Here is a 15,134-nt window from a genome sequence, read left to right as displayed (position 1 = left end):
GCCGCCGGATCACGGCAGCACCGTCACGGCAGCACCCCCGTCACCGCCGCCCGGGCCAGTCCGGCGGCGGCGCCCGCCAGCACCAGCCAGTGGACCTGCCAGGTCAGGCGCAGGAGCGCCAGCAGGCCCGCAGCCGCCAGCCCCAGGGCGAACAGGTCCGGCCGGCCCGGCTCCGGCAGGAAGACGTGGGTTCCCAGGAACACCGCCAGGTTCAGGATCACCCCCACGACTGCCGCCGTGACGGCCGCCAGCGCGGCCGCGGCCAGCCGGTTGCGGATCAGCGTCTCCACATAGGGGGCGCCAGCGAAGATGAACAGGAAGCAGGGCAGGAAGGTGACGTACAGCGTCAGCGCACTGCCCAGCACCCCGGCCCAGACGGGCGGCAGGCCGCCCGGCGTGCTCCAGCCGGCGAAGAAGCCGACATACTGCGTCACCAGGATCAGGGGGCCGGGCGTGCTCTCGGCCAGCGCAAGGCCGTTCAGCATGTCGTCGGGCGTCAGCCAGCCCCGGGCGACGCCGGCCTCGGCGATGTAGGGCAGCACGGCATAGGCGCCGCCGAAGGTGACGAAGGCGGCCTTGGTGAACAGGGCGGCGATGGCGGCATAGGGTTCCGTCCCGGCCAGGGCCAGCACGGCCCCCACCGGCACTGCCCACAGCAGCAGGAACAGTCCCGCCAGTTTCAGCAGCCGCAGGGGACCCGGCAGGGCCTCCGGCGGCAGCGGCCCGTCTTCCCCGGCCGCTCCGGGCAGGGCGAAGGGGCTGTGCCCCAGGGCCGCGGCACCGGCCCCGATGAAGGCGGCCGCCAGCACGATCAGCGGGAAGGGGGCTTCCAGCGCGTAGATGCCCAGGAATGCGGCGGCGGCCAGCGCGAGCGACGGCCAGCCGCGCAGGGTGCGGGCGCCGATGCGCCAGAGCGCGGCGGCGACGATCGCCACCACCACCGGCTTCACCCCGTTGAACAGCGCCTCGACCCAGGCAAGATCGCCATGCGCCGCCGCCAGCCAGGACAGGCCCAGCAGCAGCAGCGCCCCCGGCAGGATGAACAGCAGGCCCGCCGCCAGTCCGCCGGGGATGCCGTGCAGCCGCCAGCCGACATAGGTCGCAAGCTGCTGTGCCTCCGGACCGGGCAGCAGCATGCAGAAGTTCAGCCCGTGCAGGAAGCGGCGCTGGTCGATCCAGCCGCGCCTGTCCACCAGTTCCGTCTGCATCAGGGCGATCTGTCCGGCCGGGCCGCCGAAGCTGATGAAGCCCAGCTTCAGCCAGAAGCGCAGCGCCTCCGCGAAGGAGGGCCGGGGCGCCTCCGCGCCCCCCGTCTCCGTGTCCCCCGTCTCAACAGGGCGCGCCACCACGGTGGCCGTCGTCGTTCTGGCGGTCATGCGGCGGGCGCTCCCGGGGTCGCTGTCCGCCCAGAGATGGCGCCGGCCGCCATCGGCGCAAGGGTGCGCAAGGCCCACAGACGCGGACGCCCGCCAGGAGGCGGGCGTCGGAGCGGGCGGGCGGGCCGGAGCCGGCTACTTGAACTGGATTCCGGTGATCTCGTAGCTCTTCGAGCCGCCGGGCGTGGTCACCTCCACGCTGTCGCCGACCTGCTTGCCGATCAGGGCGCGGGCCAGCGGGCTGGTGATGGAGATGAAACCCGCCTTGATGTCGCTCTCATCCTGGCCGACGATCTGATAGGTCACCTCCTCGTCGGTGTCCTCATCGGCCAGGGTCACGGTGGCCCCGAACTTGATGGCGCTGCCGGACAGCTTCGTCGGGTCGATCACCTCGGCCCGGCTGATCTTGTCCTCCAGTTCCATGACGCGGCCTTCGATGAAGCTCTGGCGCTCACGGGCGGCATGGTATTCCGCGTTCTCCGACAGATCGCCGTGTTCGCGTGCTTCGGCGATCGCTTTGATCACGGCAGGCCGCTCGACGCTCTTGAGGTGCTTCAGCTCTTCCTGCAGCCGGTTGAAACCCCGGGCCGTCATCGGAACTTTTTCCATTTTGTCAGGCTACCCGTCTGGACAGTGTTCCTGCGGAACACGGTTGCTGCCGAACAATACGAACCGGCCGACGCGGGTTTCCCCGCGTCGCCGGCCCAAGCCCTCAGTATGACCCGCTCAGGTAGGACTGGAGCGGCGCCACTTCAAGACTGCCGGTCTTCAGCGCAGAGATGGCTTCGACCGCCGCCCGGGCCCCCGCCACCGTTGTGTAGTAAGGGATGTTATTGGTCAGCGCCGCGCGGCGCAAGCTGAAGCTGTCCGACAGTGCCTGCGCCCCTTCGGTGGTGTTGAAGATCAGGACCACATCCCCGTTGATCATCGCATCCACGATGTGGGGCTGGCCCTCCAGCACCTTGTTCACGGCCGCCACCTCGATGCCGTGGTCGGCCAGATATTTCGCCGTACCCCGTGTGGCGACGATCCGGAACCCCGTTTCCACCAGCCGCTTCGCCATCGGCACCATGGCCGGCTTGTCGCGCTCGCGCACCGAGATGAAGACGGTGCCGCTGCGGGGCAGGCTGACGCCGGCGCCGAGCTGGCTCTTGGCGAAGGCCAGCGCGAAGTCGCGGTCCAGGCCCATGACCTCGCCGGTCGAGCGCATCTCCGGCCCCAGCACGATGTCCACGCCGGGGAAGCGGTTGAACGGGAACACCGCTTCCTTCACGGCCGTGTGGCCGGGGAAGGCGCCCTTCAGATCGAAGGCGGAGAGCGTCTCGCCGGCCATGATGCGCGCCGCCACCTTGGCGATGGCGGTGCCGGTCGCCTTGGCGACGAAGGGCACCGTGCGGCTGGCGCGGGGATTGACCTCCAGGATGTAGACGTCGAAGCCGGTCGCGTCGCCCTCGCCGGGCGCGCTCTGCTTCACGGCGAACTGCACGTTCATCAGCCCGACGACGCCCAGTCCCTTGGCCAGCTTCACCGTCTGGGCCGCCAGCTCGTCCACCACCGGCTTCGGCAGCGTGTAGGGGGGCAGGGCGCAGGCGCTGTCGCCCGAATGGATGCCCGCCTCCTCGATATGCTCCATGATGCCGGCGACATAGACCGTCTCGCCGTCGGACACGGCGTCCACGTCCACCTCGATGGCGTCCTGGAGATAGCTGTCGATCAGCACCGGGTTCCGGCCCGACACCTTCACGGCGGTGTGGATGTAGCGGTGCAGCCCGGCCAGATCGTGGACGATCTCCATGGCCCGGCCGCCCAGCACGTAGCTGGGCCGGATCACCACCGGGAAGCCGATCTCGCGGGCGACCCGCTCCGCCTCCTCCAGGCTGCGCGCCAGACCGTTGGCCGGCTGGCGGAGCTGGAGCTGGTGCAGCAGCTTCTGGAAGCGTTCGCGGTCCTCCGCCAGGTCGATGGCGTCGGGCGTGGTGCCCAGGATGGGGATGCCGGCCTTCTCCAGCGCATCCGCCAGCTTCAGCGGGGTCTGGCCGCCGAACTGCACGATGCAGCCCAGCACCTTGCCGTTCGTCTGCTCGCGGCGGACCAGCTCGATCACGTCCTCCGCCGTCAGCGGCTCGAAATAGAGCCGGTCGGAGGTGTCGTAGTCGGTGGAGACGGTCTCCGGGTTGCAGTTCACCATGATCGTCTCGAACCCGGCGTCGCGCAGGGCGTAGACGGCATGGACACAGCAGTAGTCGAACTCGATGCCCTGGCCGATGCGGTTCGGCCCGCCGCCCAGGATGACGACCTTGGTGCGGCCGGACGGCTCGCTCTCGTCCTCCGCCGGCTGCAGCCCGTTGCCCTCGTAGGTCGAGTACATGTAGGGCGTGCCGCTGGGGAACTCGCCGGCGCAGGTGTCGATGCGCTTGAACACCGGCAGGATGCCGGCGGCGCGGCGCGCCTCGGACACCTGCTCCTCGCTCCAGCCGACCAGCTTCGCCAGCCGCGCGTCGGAGAAGCCCATGGCCTTGTAGCGGGCCAGCGCCTGCGCATCGCGCAGGCTGGCGCCCGCGGCGTCGCGGATCTCGGCCTCGGTCTTCACGATGGCCTCGATCTGGCGCAGGAACCAGGGGTCGTACTTGCACTCCTCGTAGATCTGCTCGACCGTCCAGCCGTGGCGCATGGCCTGGGCCACGATCAGCAGCCGCTCCGGCGTCGGCCGCGACAGCAGCGCGCGCATCCGCGCATGGTCCACGACGCCGGTGCCGTCGGTCAGGTCCACCTCGTCCAGCCCGGTCAGGCCCGTCTCCAGCGAGCGCAGGCCCTTCTGGAACGATTCGGCGAAGGTGCGGCCGATCGACATGGCCTCGCCCACCGACTTCATGCTGGTGGTCAGCGTGTTGTCGGCGCCGGCGAACTTCTCGAAGGCGAAGCGGGGGATCTTGGTGACGACATAGTCGATCGTCGGCTCGAAGCTGGCCGGCGTCGTCTTCGTGATGTCGTTGGTCAGTTCGTCCAGCGTGTAGCCGACGGCCAGCTTGGCGGCGATCTTGGCGATGGGGAAGCCCGTCGCCTTCGACGCCAGCGCCGAGCTGCGGCTGACGCGCGGGTTCATCTCGATCACGACCATGCGGCCGGTGTCCGGGCAGACCGCGAACTGCACGTTGGAGCCGCCGGTATCCACCCCGATCTCGCGCAGCACCGCGATCGAGGCGTTGCGCATGATCTGGTATTCCTTGTCCGTGAGCGTCAGCGCCGGGGCGACGGTCATGCTGTCGCCCGTATGCACGCCCATGGCGTCGATGTTCTCGATGGAGCAGACGATGATGCAGTTGTCGCGGCTGTCGCGGACAACCTCCATCTCGTACTCCTTCCAGCCCAGCACCGACTCCTCGATCAGCACCTCGCCGACCGGGCTGGCGCGCAGGCCGCCCTTCACGATCTCCTCGAACTCGACCCGGTTGAAGGCGATGCCGCCGCCGGTGCCGGCCAGGGTGAAGCTGGGGCGGATGATGGCGGGCAGGCCGACGAAGGCCAGCGCCTCCAGCGCCTCGTCATAGGTCTTCACGAGGCGCGAGCGCGGGCTCTCCAGCCCGATCTTGTCCATCGCCTCGCGGAACAGCAGGCGGTCCTCCGCCTTGGCGATGACGTCGGCCTTGGCGCCGATCATCTCCACGCCCAGCCGGTCCAGCGTACCGTCCTTGAAGAGGGCCAGCGCCGTGTTCAGCGCCGTCTGGCCGCCCATGGTGGGCAGCAGGGCGTCTGGCCGCTCGCGCTCCAGCACCTTGGCGACCATGGCCGGCGTGATCGGTTCGATGTAGGTGGCGTCCGCCATGCCCGGATCGGTCATGATCGTCGCCGGGTTGGAGTTGACCAGGATGACCCGGTAACCCTCCTCCCGCAGGGCCTTGCAGGCCTGCACGCCGGAATAGTCGAACTCGCACGCCTGTCCGATGACGATCGGCCCCGCGCCGATGATGCAGATGGACGTGATGTCTGTGCGCTTGGGCATGGGATCAGGCCGCGGTCATGGGGTCTTCGTGGTCGCGCAAAAGCATCCTCCGCCCCGGACCGAAGGCCAGGGCGCGGGGGATGCTTCGGCTGACCGACCTATATAGACGGCGCGTCCCCGGGTGGGAAGCGTCGAGGATGCCGCCCTGCGATGCAGTCGCCCTCCGGCCTGCTCCGGCGGGGACCCCGCTGCCGGAGCGGGGGCCGCCTCAGGGACCGCCTCAGGGGCCGACGAACCAGGGCCGCAGAGTCTCCTGCCGCGCCTCATAGACGGCGCAGCGGCCCGTGTCCTGGCGGTGGAAGAAATAGACCATGTCGGCCTGCCGCCGGCGCTTCGGGTCGATCAGGTTGATCGCCATGGCCCCGTAGGCGACGCCCAGCGGCTGCTCGCCGGGCCCGAAGGCGCGGTAGAGCATGTCCACCCGTTGCAGGAACTCACCGCGGCGGCAAGCGGTGCTCAGTTCCGCGGAGTAGGCGAGGCGGGAACGCGCCGGCCGGTCGAAGGCGTAGACGATGCGGTTCTTCGACTGCCAGGGCGGCCGCGGCTCCGCGACGGCGGGCGGGGGATCGGGATCGTAGGGCAGGGCGCGCACATCCCCGTCGTGCGTGCGCTGCATCTTCAACCGTTCCGACGCCATGGCGGGCGTCGGCGGCAGGACAACGGTCGGCAGGAGCAGGGCCGCCAGCAGCGCGGCGGCGCCCCGCACCGGAATGCCTGTCGTTCCCGCCCCTCGTCCCATCACCCGCGATCCGCAGAATATCCATGCCGGGGCGGCATGATAGCAGCCGGCCGGCCGGCCGGACAGGCGGCACTCCCGCCCGGTCAGGAGGCGGGACGGTTGATCAGGTAGCGGGCCAGGAAACGGGCGACCTGCTGGCGCGTCTGGTCCGGCAGGCCCTGGAACTGGATCTTCGCCTGGGCCTTGTCCACGCTGGCGACCACGCCGGTGCCGCGGATCGACAGGCTTTCCTTCGGGTCCGTCAGGGCCAGGGCGAAGGTCACCCGCTGGCCCTGCTTCAGCTTTCCGGGCGCGCCGGCCGTGACGCTGTCCATGCCGAGATTGGCGACGGGCAGGGGCTTCCCGTCCACGGTCAGGGCCGCCTTGTAGCTGGCGACGACCGTCTTCTCGACGACCGTGACCTTGAGGAAGTCGAAAACGCCCATTAATGCCTCGTTCACCTGACGCGGGACGTATGATCGTCCACAAACATTTTACCAGAACTTAACATGATCCATCGGTGCCCCGCAGATTCCTTCGGATAGCCGGCCGCGATCCGGCGCCGGGACGGAAGCCGCTTCCGGCTGTTTCCCCTGCCGACGGGGGAGGCCGCTGCCGGCCCCCCGGAAGACAGCGCCTGGAAGAAAGACTGCGGAGGAACAGCCATGACCACACGGTCCGAGGAGATCGAGCGGGAGATCGAGGAGACCCGCCGCGACATGAGCCGCACGGCGGCGGAGATCGAGCGGCGCCTGCAACCGGAAAGCCTGCTCGACGGGGCGGTGACCTGGGTGCGCACCAGCCGTCGCGGCCGCGCCATGACCGAGGATGTGCTGGACGTGGTCGCGCGCAACCCGCTGCCGCTCGCCCTCATCGGTGTCGGTGTGGCGTGGCTGGCCTGGGAGATGACCCGCCATCCGTCATCCGGGTCGGTGTCGCGCTATACGCCGATGCGCCGGCGCCTGGGACCGGACCCGCGGGCGGAAACACACCACAGCCATGTCGAGGATGACGGACGGTCGGCCCGGCCCGGCCGTTCGCCCGGTGCGGACGAGATCATCGGCCGGCAGCCCGGCACGCAGTCGGCCCGCGATGCTGCCGAGGCGTTCCGCGACAGCGACCGGAGCGGGGCGGACACCGGCCCTGCTGCTGCGGCGGCAACGGCCGGCGCGGCCGCTGGAGCGGGGGCGACGAGAGCCGGCAGCAGGCCGCCGATGGCCGAGGATGTCGTCGGCTACCGCGCCGGCGGCCACTCCACCGCGCAGGAGGCGACGGACCCGAAATACCGCGATCCCGGCCGCTCCTGATCCGGGGCGCGCACATGGAAACGGCGGGACCCGCGGGTCCCGCCGTCGTTCGTCGTGCCCTGCTGGTGGCCCTGCGGGCTCAGTAGCGACCTTCGATCGCGTCCACGAAGCGCTGGAACAGGTAGTGGCTGTCCTGCGGGCCGGGGCTGGCCTCGGGGTGGTACTGCACCGAGAAGACCGGCCGGCCCTTCAGCCGCAGCCCCTCGTTCGTGCCGTCGAACAGGGAGACATGGGTGACCTCCACCGTCTCCGGCAGGCTCTCCGGCACCACGACGAAGCCGTGGTTCTGGCTGGTGATCTCGACCCGGCCGGTGGCCAGATCCTTGACCGGGTGGTTCGCACCGCGGTGGCCGCGCTCCATCTTCGTGGTGCGGCCGCCCAGCGCCAGGGCCATGAGCTGGTGGCCCAGGCAGATGCCGAACATCGGCACGCCCGACTCCATGACGCCGCGGATCATCGGCACGGCATAGTCGCCGGTGGCCGCCGGGTCGCCCGGGCCGTTGGAGAGGAAGACGCCGTCCGGCCGGTGCCGCAGCACCTCCTCCGCGGTGGCGGTGGCTGGCACCACGGTGACCTTCACGCCGGCGCTGGCAAGGCAGCGCAGGATGTTGCGCTTGGCCCCGAAATCCACGGCGACGACATGGTGCTTCGGCGTCTCCAGGGTCCCGTAGCCCTGGCCCAGGGTCCAGCCCGTCTCCGTCCAGCCGTAGGTCTGGCGGCAGGACACCTCCTTCGCCAGATCCATGCCTTCCAGCCCCGGCCAGGCGCGGGCCTGCGCCAGCAGGGCGTCCAGGTCGAAGCGGCCGTCGGGCGCGTGGGCGATCACGCCCGTCGGCGCCCCGGCATCGCGGATGCGGCGGGTCAGCCGGCGCGTGTCGATGCCGGTGATGCCGACCAGGTCGAAGGTCTTCAGCCAGTCGTCCAGATGCCGGGTGGCGCGCCAGTTGGCGGGATCGGTGATGTCCGCCTTCAGCACCAGCCCGCGGGCCGCCGGGGTCACCGTCTCGATGTCCTCGGGGTTGGCGCCGACATTGCCGACATGCGGGAAGGTGAAGGTGATGATCTGGCCGGCGTAGCTGGGATCGGTCAGGATCTCCTGGTAGCCGGTCATCGAGGTGTTGAAGCAGACCTCGCCCACGCGGTGCCCGGCCGCCCCGATGCCGCGGCCCCAGAGCAGCGTCCCGTCGGCCAGGACCAGGACGCCCGTGGCGCCCTCGGGCCGGGGGGTGGCGGACGCGCGGGGGGAAGTGGCCGGGGAAGCGGCGTCGGTCATCGGTGGGGCCCTTACCTTCTGGGAAACCGGCGATCATATAGACCGGACGTCCCCGCGAGGGGGCATCCGTGCGGGCGCGTCCGTCGCATGGCGGCCATGCCGCCGGCCTGACGGGACCGCCCGTCCGGGCCGGCGGGCCATCGGAATGGCCGGCGTCCCGCTCGTTCCGTGAGATAGACAAGCGGCGCCGCCGGGTCAACCGGGGTGCCGGCGGAGCCGCCGTTCCGGACTGGCGGTTAACCGCAAGTTTGCGTAAAGTCCGGCATATTCCGGCAATGAGGTACTGAACGATGCTGCGCACGCGGCTCAACGAGGCCTTGAAGGAGGCCATGCGCGCCAAGGACCAACGCGCTGTCGCTACGGTGCGGCTGATCCTCGCGGCCCTGAAGGACCGGGACATCGCCGCCCGCGGCCGTGGCATCCCCGACGGCATCGACGAGACGGAGATCCTCTCGATGTTGCAGACGATGGTGAAGCAGCGCCGCGAATCCATCGAACTCTACGAGCAGGGCGGCCGGATCGAGCTGGCCCAGCAGGAGCGCGAGGAGATCACCGTGATCGAGCGCTTCATGCCGAAGCAGCTCGACGACGAGGAGATCCGAGCCGTCGTCGCCACCCTGGCGGAAGAGATCGGCGCCGCCGGGGTCAAGGACATGGGCCGGGTCATGGCCGAACTGCGCAGCCGCTATGCCGGCCAGATGGATTTCGCCCGCGCCAGCGGCATCGTGCGGGAAAAGCTCGCCTGCTGAGCCCCGCCGCGACCCCGGGCCGGTCGCGCTGCACCTGGGGATAAGTGTGTGACCTGGGGATAAGTGCGCCTGCCGGGCCGGGCCGCATGGCGCGGCACCCGGCCCGGGGCGTATGCTCATTCCTTGCCCGGCATGCGCGGCCGCATCCGCCCCCTGCCGTCGCCCCCCTTGCCCCTAGGCATCGTCATGGCCCTGCCGCCCAACTTCCTGGAAGAGCTGCGCGCGCGCCTGTCGCTGTCCGACGTGGTGATGAAGCGGATGCGGCTGATCCGCGCGGGCCACGAGTTCAAGGCGCCGTGCCCCTTCCACAAGGAGAAGACGCCCAGCTTCTACGTCAACGACGCGAAGGGCTTCTTCCACTGCTTCGGCTGCGGCGCGCACGGCGACGCCATCGCCTTCGTCATGCGCCACGACAACCTCTCCTTCATGGAGGCGGTGGAGCTGCTGGCGGGGGAGGCCGGCCTTACCGTGCCGAAGGCGTCGCCCGAGGCGGTGGCGCGGTTCGAGCGGCAGAAGTCGCTGTTCGATCTGGTCGAGCGCGCCACCCGCCATTTCGAGCAGCAGCTCGGCCTGCCGGCCGGGCGGCAGGCGCTGGAGTATCTGCGCGGCCGCGGCCTGGACGACGACACCATCGCCCGCTTCCGCCTGGGCTACGCCCCGCATGACGGGGCCGGGCTGCGGGCCGAGCTGGAGCAGGCCGGCTATGCCGAGGCCGACATGATCGAGGCCGGGCTGTTCAAGCGGCCGGAGCCCGGCCGCGGGGCCCGCGCCTTCTTCTGGAACCGGGTGATCTTCCCGGTCACCGACCGGCGCGGCCGGGTGGTCGCCTTCGGCGCCCGGCTGCTGTCCGGCGACGGGCCGAAATACATCAATTCCGGCGACACGCCCCTCTTCCACAAGGGGAACATCCTCTACAACCTCTCCCGCGCCCGGCAGGCCGCGGTGGAAGGACGCCCGGTCATCGTCACCGAAGGCTACATGGACGTGATCTCCTGCGTCACGGCCGGCTTCGACGGGGCGGTGGCGCCGCTGGGCACGGCCCTGACCGAGGCGCAGATCCTGGAACTGTGGAAGCTGGCGCCGGAGGGGCGGCGCACGCCCGTCCTCTGCTTCGACGGCGACAGCGCCGGCCGCCGCGCGGCGGCCCGGGCGGTGGAGCGCATCCTGCCGCTGCTGCTGCCGGACCATTCCGCCCGCGTCGCCTTCCTGCCGGAGAAGGAGGACCCCGACAGCCTGATCCGGGCCGGCGGGGCCGCCGCCTTCCAGGCGGTGCTGGACCGCGCCCGGCCGCTCGCCGACGTGCTCTGGGACCTGGAGGCGCAGGGCCGCGACCTCGCCCAGCCCGACGCGCGGGCCGGGCTGGAGGCGGCGCTGGCCGCCCGCTGTGCGGCCATCCAGGACGCGCGCGTCCGCCGCGCCTATGAACAGGACATGCGCGACCGCCTGTTCGCCGCTGCCCGCCAGGGCCGGGGCGGACGGGGGGGGCGGGCCGGGGCGGGGCGCCGCGGGATGCGGCCGCCGGTGGACGGGCTGCCGGTCAGCCCGCTCTACGACGCCCGTTTCCGCAGCGGTCTGATCCGCACCGAACCGCGCCAGATGGAGCGGCTGCTGCTGCTGCCGATCCTGCACCACCCCGCGCTGTTCGAGGAACTCGGCGAGCAACTGGCCGAGGCGGTCTTCGCCACGCCGGCGCTGGAGACCCTGCGTTGCGCGATGGTCGAGGTGATGACGGCGAATTCCGCCCTTGACGCCGCCGAATTACATAGCCACTTGTCTTCCCGCGGTTTGTCCGAGACGCTGGATGGTCTGCTGAGTGCAGACGCGCCCCGATTCGCGCACCCCGGAGCGTCGATCGATGCCGCAAGGACCGGCTGGCAAGGAGTTTGGCTGAATTCCCAGGAAGTGGCGCTCCAGGCCGAGTTGCGGGATGCCGAGCGGAGGCTGGCTGAACAGTTCAGCCAGGAGAACCTCGCGCGGGTCCAGGCACTCCGGCAGGAGGCGTTGCGGCGCCGTGGACATTCGGCCGGTTCCACCGATCTGGACGATTAGGTCATGAGGGCAAGGCGGGATCCGTCCGGCCCGGCCTTTCACGTTCGCCGAAGTGTGTTCTCCGGAACACAGTCGGTCGCCGCCGTGCAGGCAGTTTGAGCAAGTGCGGTCATCTCTGCGGCCGGGCTGTTGCCCGAGTCGCCTCGAAGCGTTTACGGGTTCAAGCGGAGTGAGTGCGGGGGCATCGACATAATGGCCACGAAAGCGACGCAAAGCGCCGAAGTGACGGATACCCGGGAGGACGAAGCCAACGGTCCTCTCATGGATAACATGGCGATCGCCGTCAAGAAGATGATCCAGCGCGGCAAGGAGCGCGGATACGTCACCTATGACGAGCTGAACGCTGCCCTGCCGCCGGACCAGTCGTCCTCCGAACAGATCGAGGACACGATGGCCCTGCTCAGCGAGATGGGCATCAATGTCGTCGAGGGCGAAGAGCCCGAGGACGGACAGGACGCCTCGGGCGACGGCGAAGGCCGCGTCTCCGGCAACCTGGACGACGACGATATCGGCCGCACCGATGACCCGGTGCGGATGTATCTGCGCGAGATGGGGTCGGTCGAGCTGCTGAGCCGCGAGGGCGAGATCGCCATCGCCAAGCGCATCGAGGCCGGCCGCGAGATGATGATCGGCGCGATCTGCGAATCGCCGCTGACCATCCGCGCGATCATCGAGTGGCATCAGTCCCTGATGGAAGGGAAGATGCTGCTGCGCGACATCATCGACCTGGACGCCACCTACGGCATCGACCCGGAGTCGGGCGAACCGACGGGCGAGGATCTCTCGGCCGTCGAGGCCGAGACCGAGGAGGAGGAGACGTCCGAGCGCCCCGAAGGGGCCGAGGGCGAGCCCGAGGGCGGCGACGAGGAGGGCAACATCTCCCTCTCGGCCATGGAGGCCGAGCTGAAGCCCAAGGTCATCGAGACCTTCGCCCGGATCGAAGAGACCTATGAGAAGCTGCACAAGGTGCAGGAGCAGCGACTCGCCGTTCTGCAACGGGGCGAGGATCTGCCCAAGGGCTCCGACAAGAAGTACGACAAGCTGAAGGCGGAGCTGACGGAACTCGTCAACTCGGTGCGCCTGAACAATGCCCGGATCGAACAGCTCGTCGAGCAGCTCTACGGCCTGAACCGCAAGCTCCTGGGCTATGAGGGCAAGCTGCTGCGTCTGGCGACCGACTGCAAGATCAAGCGCGAGGACTTCCTGCACCAGTACTATGGCAGCGAGCTGGACCCGAACTGGCTGGAGCGCTGCCGTGGCCTGAGCAAGAGCTGGGGTCGTTTCGCCGACAAGTCCTCGGTCGAGGTGGGCCGCGTGCGCGAGGCCATCGCCGAGGTGGCCGATCAGGTGCGTCTGCCCATCGGTGAGTTCCGCCGCATCGTCTCCACCGTCCAGAAGGGCGAGAAGGAGGCCAGCCGCGCCAAGAAGGAGATGGTGGAGGCGAACCTCCGCCTCGTCATCTCCATCGCCAAGAAGTACACGAACCGCGGCCTTCAGTTCCTGGATCTGATCCAGGAGGGCAACATCGGCCTGATGAAGGCGGTGGACAAGTTCGAGTACCGCCGCGGCTACAAGTTCAGCACCTATGCGACCTGGTGGATCCGGCAGGCGATCACCCGCTCGATCGCCGATCAGGCCCGCACCATCCGCATCCCCGTGCACATGATCGAGACGATCAACAAGCTGGTGCGCACCTCGCGCCAGATGCTGCACGAGATCGGACGCGAGCCGACGCCGGAGGAGCTGGCCGAGCGGCTGATGATGCCGCTGGAGAAGGTGCGCAAGGTCCTGAAGATCGCCAAGGAGCCGATCTCCCTCGAAACGCCGATCGGCGACGAGGAGGACAGCCATCTCGGCGACTTCATCGAGGACAAGAATGCCGTCCTGCCGCTGGACGCCGCCATCCAGGCGAACCTGCGCGAGACGACGACCCGCATCCTCGCCACGCTGACCCCGCGTGAGGAGCGCGTGCTGCGCATGCGCTTCGGCATCGGCATGAACACCGACCACACGCTGGAAGAGGTCGGCCAGCAGTTCAGCGTCACCCGCGAGCGTATCCGCCAGATCGAGGCGAAGGCCCTGCGCAAGCTGAAGCACCCCTCGCGCTCGCGCAAGCTGCGGAGCTTCCTGGATACGTGACCTGATACCGGAAGCCCCATCTCCGGCGACGGCAATGTCGCCGGCAGGATGGGGGGCACGGGACGGAAAGAGGGGCGGGGGACCGGCGGGTCGCCCGCCCCTTTCCCATATCGGGCCTTGCCGTATCGGGCCTGGTTGTATCGGGGACGGGGGCGGCGACAGGGGCGGTCAGGCCGGCGTGCGCTTCTTCGGGCGGGCGGGCTTCTTCGCTGCCCTGGCCCGCAGCGCCGCCGATACGGCCGGGCGGGCCCAGGCCATGAGTTCGTCGGCGTCGTCGAAGGCGGTCTCCGGCGGCGGATAGTAGGACATGGTCTGCTGCGGCCTGTCCTCGAACGGGGCAAAGGGCCGGCAGCCGGCCGCCTCGAAGGCGGGCCGGTTCTGCGCGTCGGCCTTGAGATAGAGTACGTCGTCGGCGATCAGCGCGAAGCTGGCACCGTCCAGGGACAGCGAGCAGCCGCCGAACATGGCGCGCGCCTTGACCGGTCCCAGCGGGCTCAGCAGCTCCAGCACATGGTCGAGATAGTCGCGCGACACCGGCATGCCGGGCTGCCGCTACTTCTTGCGGAAGGCGTCCAGCGCGACGACGGTCCCCGTGCGGGATTCCTCCGCCGGCGTGTCGTCATCCGCCGCCATCTCCTCCTCGGTCGTCTCGTCCTCCCCGGCCGCCCCGTCCTCGGTGCCCTGGAACTTCAGGCCGAAATTGACGGAGGGGTCGGCGAAGCCGGTGATGGCGGCGAAGGGGATGACCAGCCGCTCATGCACCCCGCCGAAGCTCAGCGTGACGCAGAAGCCCTGGGCCGTCACCTCCAGCCCGTAGAACTGGTATTGCAGGACGATCGTCATATCGCCCGGATACTGCTCCCGCAGATAGTCCGGGATCTTCACGCCGGCTCCGTCGGTGCGGAAGGTGACGTAGAAATGATGCTCCCCGGGCAGGCCGTCTTCCTGGACCTCGGTCAGGGCTTCGCGCACCACGCCGCGCAGGGCATTCTCGACCATCCGGTCGTATCGCAAGGGTTCCCGGGACATGCGGCGCGCGGACCTCGTCACCATCGCTCGTCGGCCCGCCGACGGGCGGGACCTGGAATCAGTGGGGGGCTTCTGTTGCCGGGTGCCCCCCGAACCCCGTCCTCAGCTAACTGCTAACAGCCCTTAAGGGGGCTATCAGGCAGCCATGCGAAGGGCAGGCGCCGTGTTGTCGTTGGCACCTATGAAATGGCCCGGTAACGGCGGAACCATGCCGAGCGAAAACCATGCCTTTACCACGCGTGTCGATCCTGTTTCGCCCCCATCGTCCCGGCCGGCCGCAAGGCCGCCCGGGGAGATTGGTGGAGGCGCCGGGTACCGCCCCCGGGTCCACAACGCTTATTCCGCATAGCGTTTATCGCCATAGTCGGGCGAACCCGACGACCCCAATATAGGCACTCGGCGCCGGGGACGAAAGGGCCTTGCGCATGCAGGGGCGCCGCAGGCCCGGAAGCGGGGCTGCGGCTATGCGTTGCCCTGGCGTTTCCGGGACCGTA

At 69.5% G+C, this 15,134-nt stretch carries 12 protein-coding genes and 1 other RNA gene; 4 read left to right on the top strand and 9 right to left on the bottom strand.

Going from position 1 to position 15,134, the window contains the following annotated elements; all coding sequences use genetic code 11:
* Positions 1–23: 23 nt before the first annotated feature.
* From chrA to ACFQPS_RS09935, 5 genes are all read right to left on the bottom strand, one after another.
* Positions 24–1,376 (bottom strand): chromate efflux transporter, encoded by a 1,353-nt coding sequence (gene chrA, locus ACFQPS_RS09955; protein ID WP_377358590.1) that lies wholly within the window; start codon positions 1,374–1,376, stop codon positions 24–26.
* Between the two features lie 135 nt (positions 1,377–1,511).
* A complete protein-coding gene (greA, locus tag ACFQPS_RS09950; RefSeq protein WP_377358588.1) occupies positions 1,512–1,985 on the bottom strand; it encodes a transcription elongation factor GreA in 474 nt (157 codons plus the stop codon).
* Between the two features lie 103 nt (positions 1,986–2,088).
* Entirely contained in the window at positions 2,089–5,376 is a 3,288-nt protein-coding gene (carB, locus tag ACFQPS_RS09945; RefSeq protein WP_377358586.1) for a carbamoyl-phosphate synthase large subunit, read from the bottom strand.
* A gap of 220 nt (positions 5,377–5,596) precedes the next feature.
* Positions 5,597–6,115 (bottom strand): hypothetical protein, encoded by a 519-nt coding sequence (locus tag ACFQPS_RS09940; protein ID WP_377358584.1) that lies wholly within the window; start codon positions 6,113–6,115, stop codon positions 5,597–5,599.
* A gap of 83 nt (positions 6,116–6,198) precedes the next feature.
* Positions 6,199–6,540: a hypothetical protein gene (locus ACFQPS_RS09935; protein ID WP_377358582.1), complete on the bottom strand. Its 342-nt coding sequence runs from the start codon at positions 6,538–6,540 to the stop codon at positions 6,199–6,201.
* A 219-nt stretch (positions 6,541–6,759) separates the two neighbouring features.
* On the opposite strand from ACFQPS_RS09935, the gene ACFQPS_RS09930 reads away from it, so the two are divergent.
* Positions 6,760–7,401: a DUF3618 domain-containing protein gene (locus tag ACFQPS_RS09930; protein WP_377358581.1), complete on the top strand. Its 642-nt coding sequence runs from the start codon at positions 6,760–6,762 to the stop codon at positions 7,399–7,401.
* Between the two features lie 79 nt (positions 7,402–7,480).
* Here ACFQPS_RS09930 and carA read toward each other — a convergent pair whose 3' ends face one another.
* Positions 7,481–8,674, bottom strand: a complete 1,194-nt coding sequence (carA, locus tag ACFQPS_RS09925) for a glutamine-hydrolyzing carbamoyl-phosphate synthase small subunit (protein WP_377358579.1) — start codon at positions 8,672–8,674, stop codon at positions 7,481–7,483.
* Between the two features lie 290 nt (positions 8,675–8,964).
* Between carA and ACFQPS_RS09920 the strand changes: the two genes are divergently transcribed.
* From ACFQPS_RS09920 to rpoD, 3 genes are all read left to right on the top strand, one after another.
* A complete protein-coding gene (locus tag ACFQPS_RS09920) occupies positions 8,965–9,423 on the top strand; it encodes a GatB/YqeY domain-containing protein (RefSeq protein WP_377358577.1) in 459 nt (152 codons plus the stop codon).
* 186 nt (positions 9,424–9,609) lie between these two features.
* Positions 9,610–11,472 (top strand): DNA primase, encoded by a 1,863-nt coding sequence (gene dnaG, locus ACFQPS_RS09915; RefSeq protein WP_377358575.1) that lies wholly within the window; start codon positions 9,610–9,612, stop codon positions 11,470–11,472.
* A gap of 192 nt (positions 11,473–11,664) precedes the next feature.
* Positions 11,665–13,611: an RNA polymerase sigma factor RpoD gene (rpoD, locus tag ACFQPS_RS09910; protein ID WP_377358573.1), complete on the top strand. Its 1,947-nt coding sequence runs from the start codon at positions 11,665–11,667 to the stop codon at positions 13,609–13,611.
* 168 nt (positions 13,612–13,779) lie between these two features.
* Here rpoD and ACFQPS_RS09905 read toward each other — a convergent pair whose 3' ends face one another.
* From ACFQPS_RS09905 to ssrA, 3 genes are all read right to left on the bottom strand, one after another.
* Positions 13,780–14,151 carry a TfoX/Sxy family protein gene (locus ACFQPS_RS09905; RefSeq protein WP_377358571.1) on the bottom strand — a complete coding sequence of 124 codons (372 nt, stop codon included), beginning with the start codon at positions 14,149–14,151 and terminating at the stop codon, positions 13,780–13,782.
* Positions 14,152–14,163: 12 nt separating this feature from the next.
* Positions 14,164–14,640 (bottom strand): SspB family protein, encoded by a 477-nt coding sequence (locus tag ACFQPS_RS09900; protein WP_377358570.1) that lies wholly within the window; start codon positions 14,638–14,640, stop codon positions 14,164–14,166.
* A gap of 60 nt (positions 14,641–14,700) precedes the next feature.
* Positions 14,701–15,058, bottom strand: a transfer-messenger RNA (tmRNA) gene (ssrA, locus tag ACFQPS_RS09895).
* Between the last annotated feature and the right edge of the window lie 76 nt (positions 15,059–15,134).

Origin of the sequence: Rhodocista pekingensis, assembly GCF_042665545.1 — a bacterium.
Taxonomy (GTDB): domain Bacteria; phylum Pseudomonadota; class Alphaproteobacteria; order Azospirillales; family Azospirillaceae; genus Rhodocista; species Rhodocista pekingensis.
Note: the sequence above shows the minus strand (reverse complement) of the source record. Positions and strands in the feature narration are given on the sequence as shown.

What these genes read in the sequence shown, in the direction of transcription:
- carB (WP_377358586.1), bottom strand. Translation starts at nt 5,376, where the DNA reads ATGCCCAAGCGCACAGACATCACGTCCATCTGCATCATCGGCGCGGGG.
- ACFQPS_RS09930 (WP_377358581.1), top strand. Translation starts at nt 6,760, where the DNA reads ATGACCACACGGTCCGAGGAGATCGAGCGGGAGATCGAGGAGACCCGC.
- ACFQPS_RS09905 (WP_377358571.1), bottom strand. Translation starts at nt 14,151, where the DNA reads ATGCCGGTGTCGCGCGACTATCTCGACCATGTGCTGGAGCTGCTGAGC.
- ACFQPS_RS09940 (WP_377358584.1), bottom strand. Translation starts at nt 6,115, where the DNA reads ATGGGACGAGGGGCGGGAACGACAGGCATTCCGGTGCGGGGCGCCGCC.
- ACFQPS_RS09920 (WP_377358577.1), top strand. Translation starts at nt 8,965, where the DNA reads ATGCTGCGCACGCGGCTCAACGAGGCCTTGAAGGAGGCCATGCGCGCC.
- carA (WP_377358579.1), bottom strand. Translation starts at nt 8,674, where the DNA reads ATGACCGACGCCGCTTCCCCGGCCACTTCCCCCCGCGCGTCCGCCACC.
- greA (WP_377358588.1), bottom strand. Translation starts at nt 1,985, where the DNA reads ATGGAAAAAGTTCCGATGACGGCCCGGGGTTTCAACCGGCTGCAGGAA.
- dnaG (WP_377358575.1), top strand. Translation starts at nt 9,610, where the DNA reads ATGGCCCTGCCGCCCAACTTCCTGGAAGAGCTGCGCGCGCGCCTGTCG.
- ACFQPS_RS09900 (WP_377358570.1), bottom strand. Translation starts at nt 14,640, where the DNA reads ATGTCCCGGGAACCCTTGCGATACGACCGGATGGTCGAGAATGCCCTG.
- rpoD (WP_377358573.1), top strand. Translation starts at nt 11,665, where the DNA reads ATGGCCACGAAAGCGACGCAAAGCGCCGAAGTGACGGATACCCGGGAG.
- chrA (WP_377358590.1), bottom strand. Translation starts at nt 1,376, where the DNA reads ATGACCGCCAGAACGACGACGGCCACCGTGGTGGCGCGCCCTGTTGAG.
- ACFQPS_RS09935 (WP_377358582.1), bottom strand. Translation starts at nt 6,540, where the DNA reads ATGGGCGTTTTCGACTTCCTCAAGGTCACGGTCGTCGAGAAGACGGTC.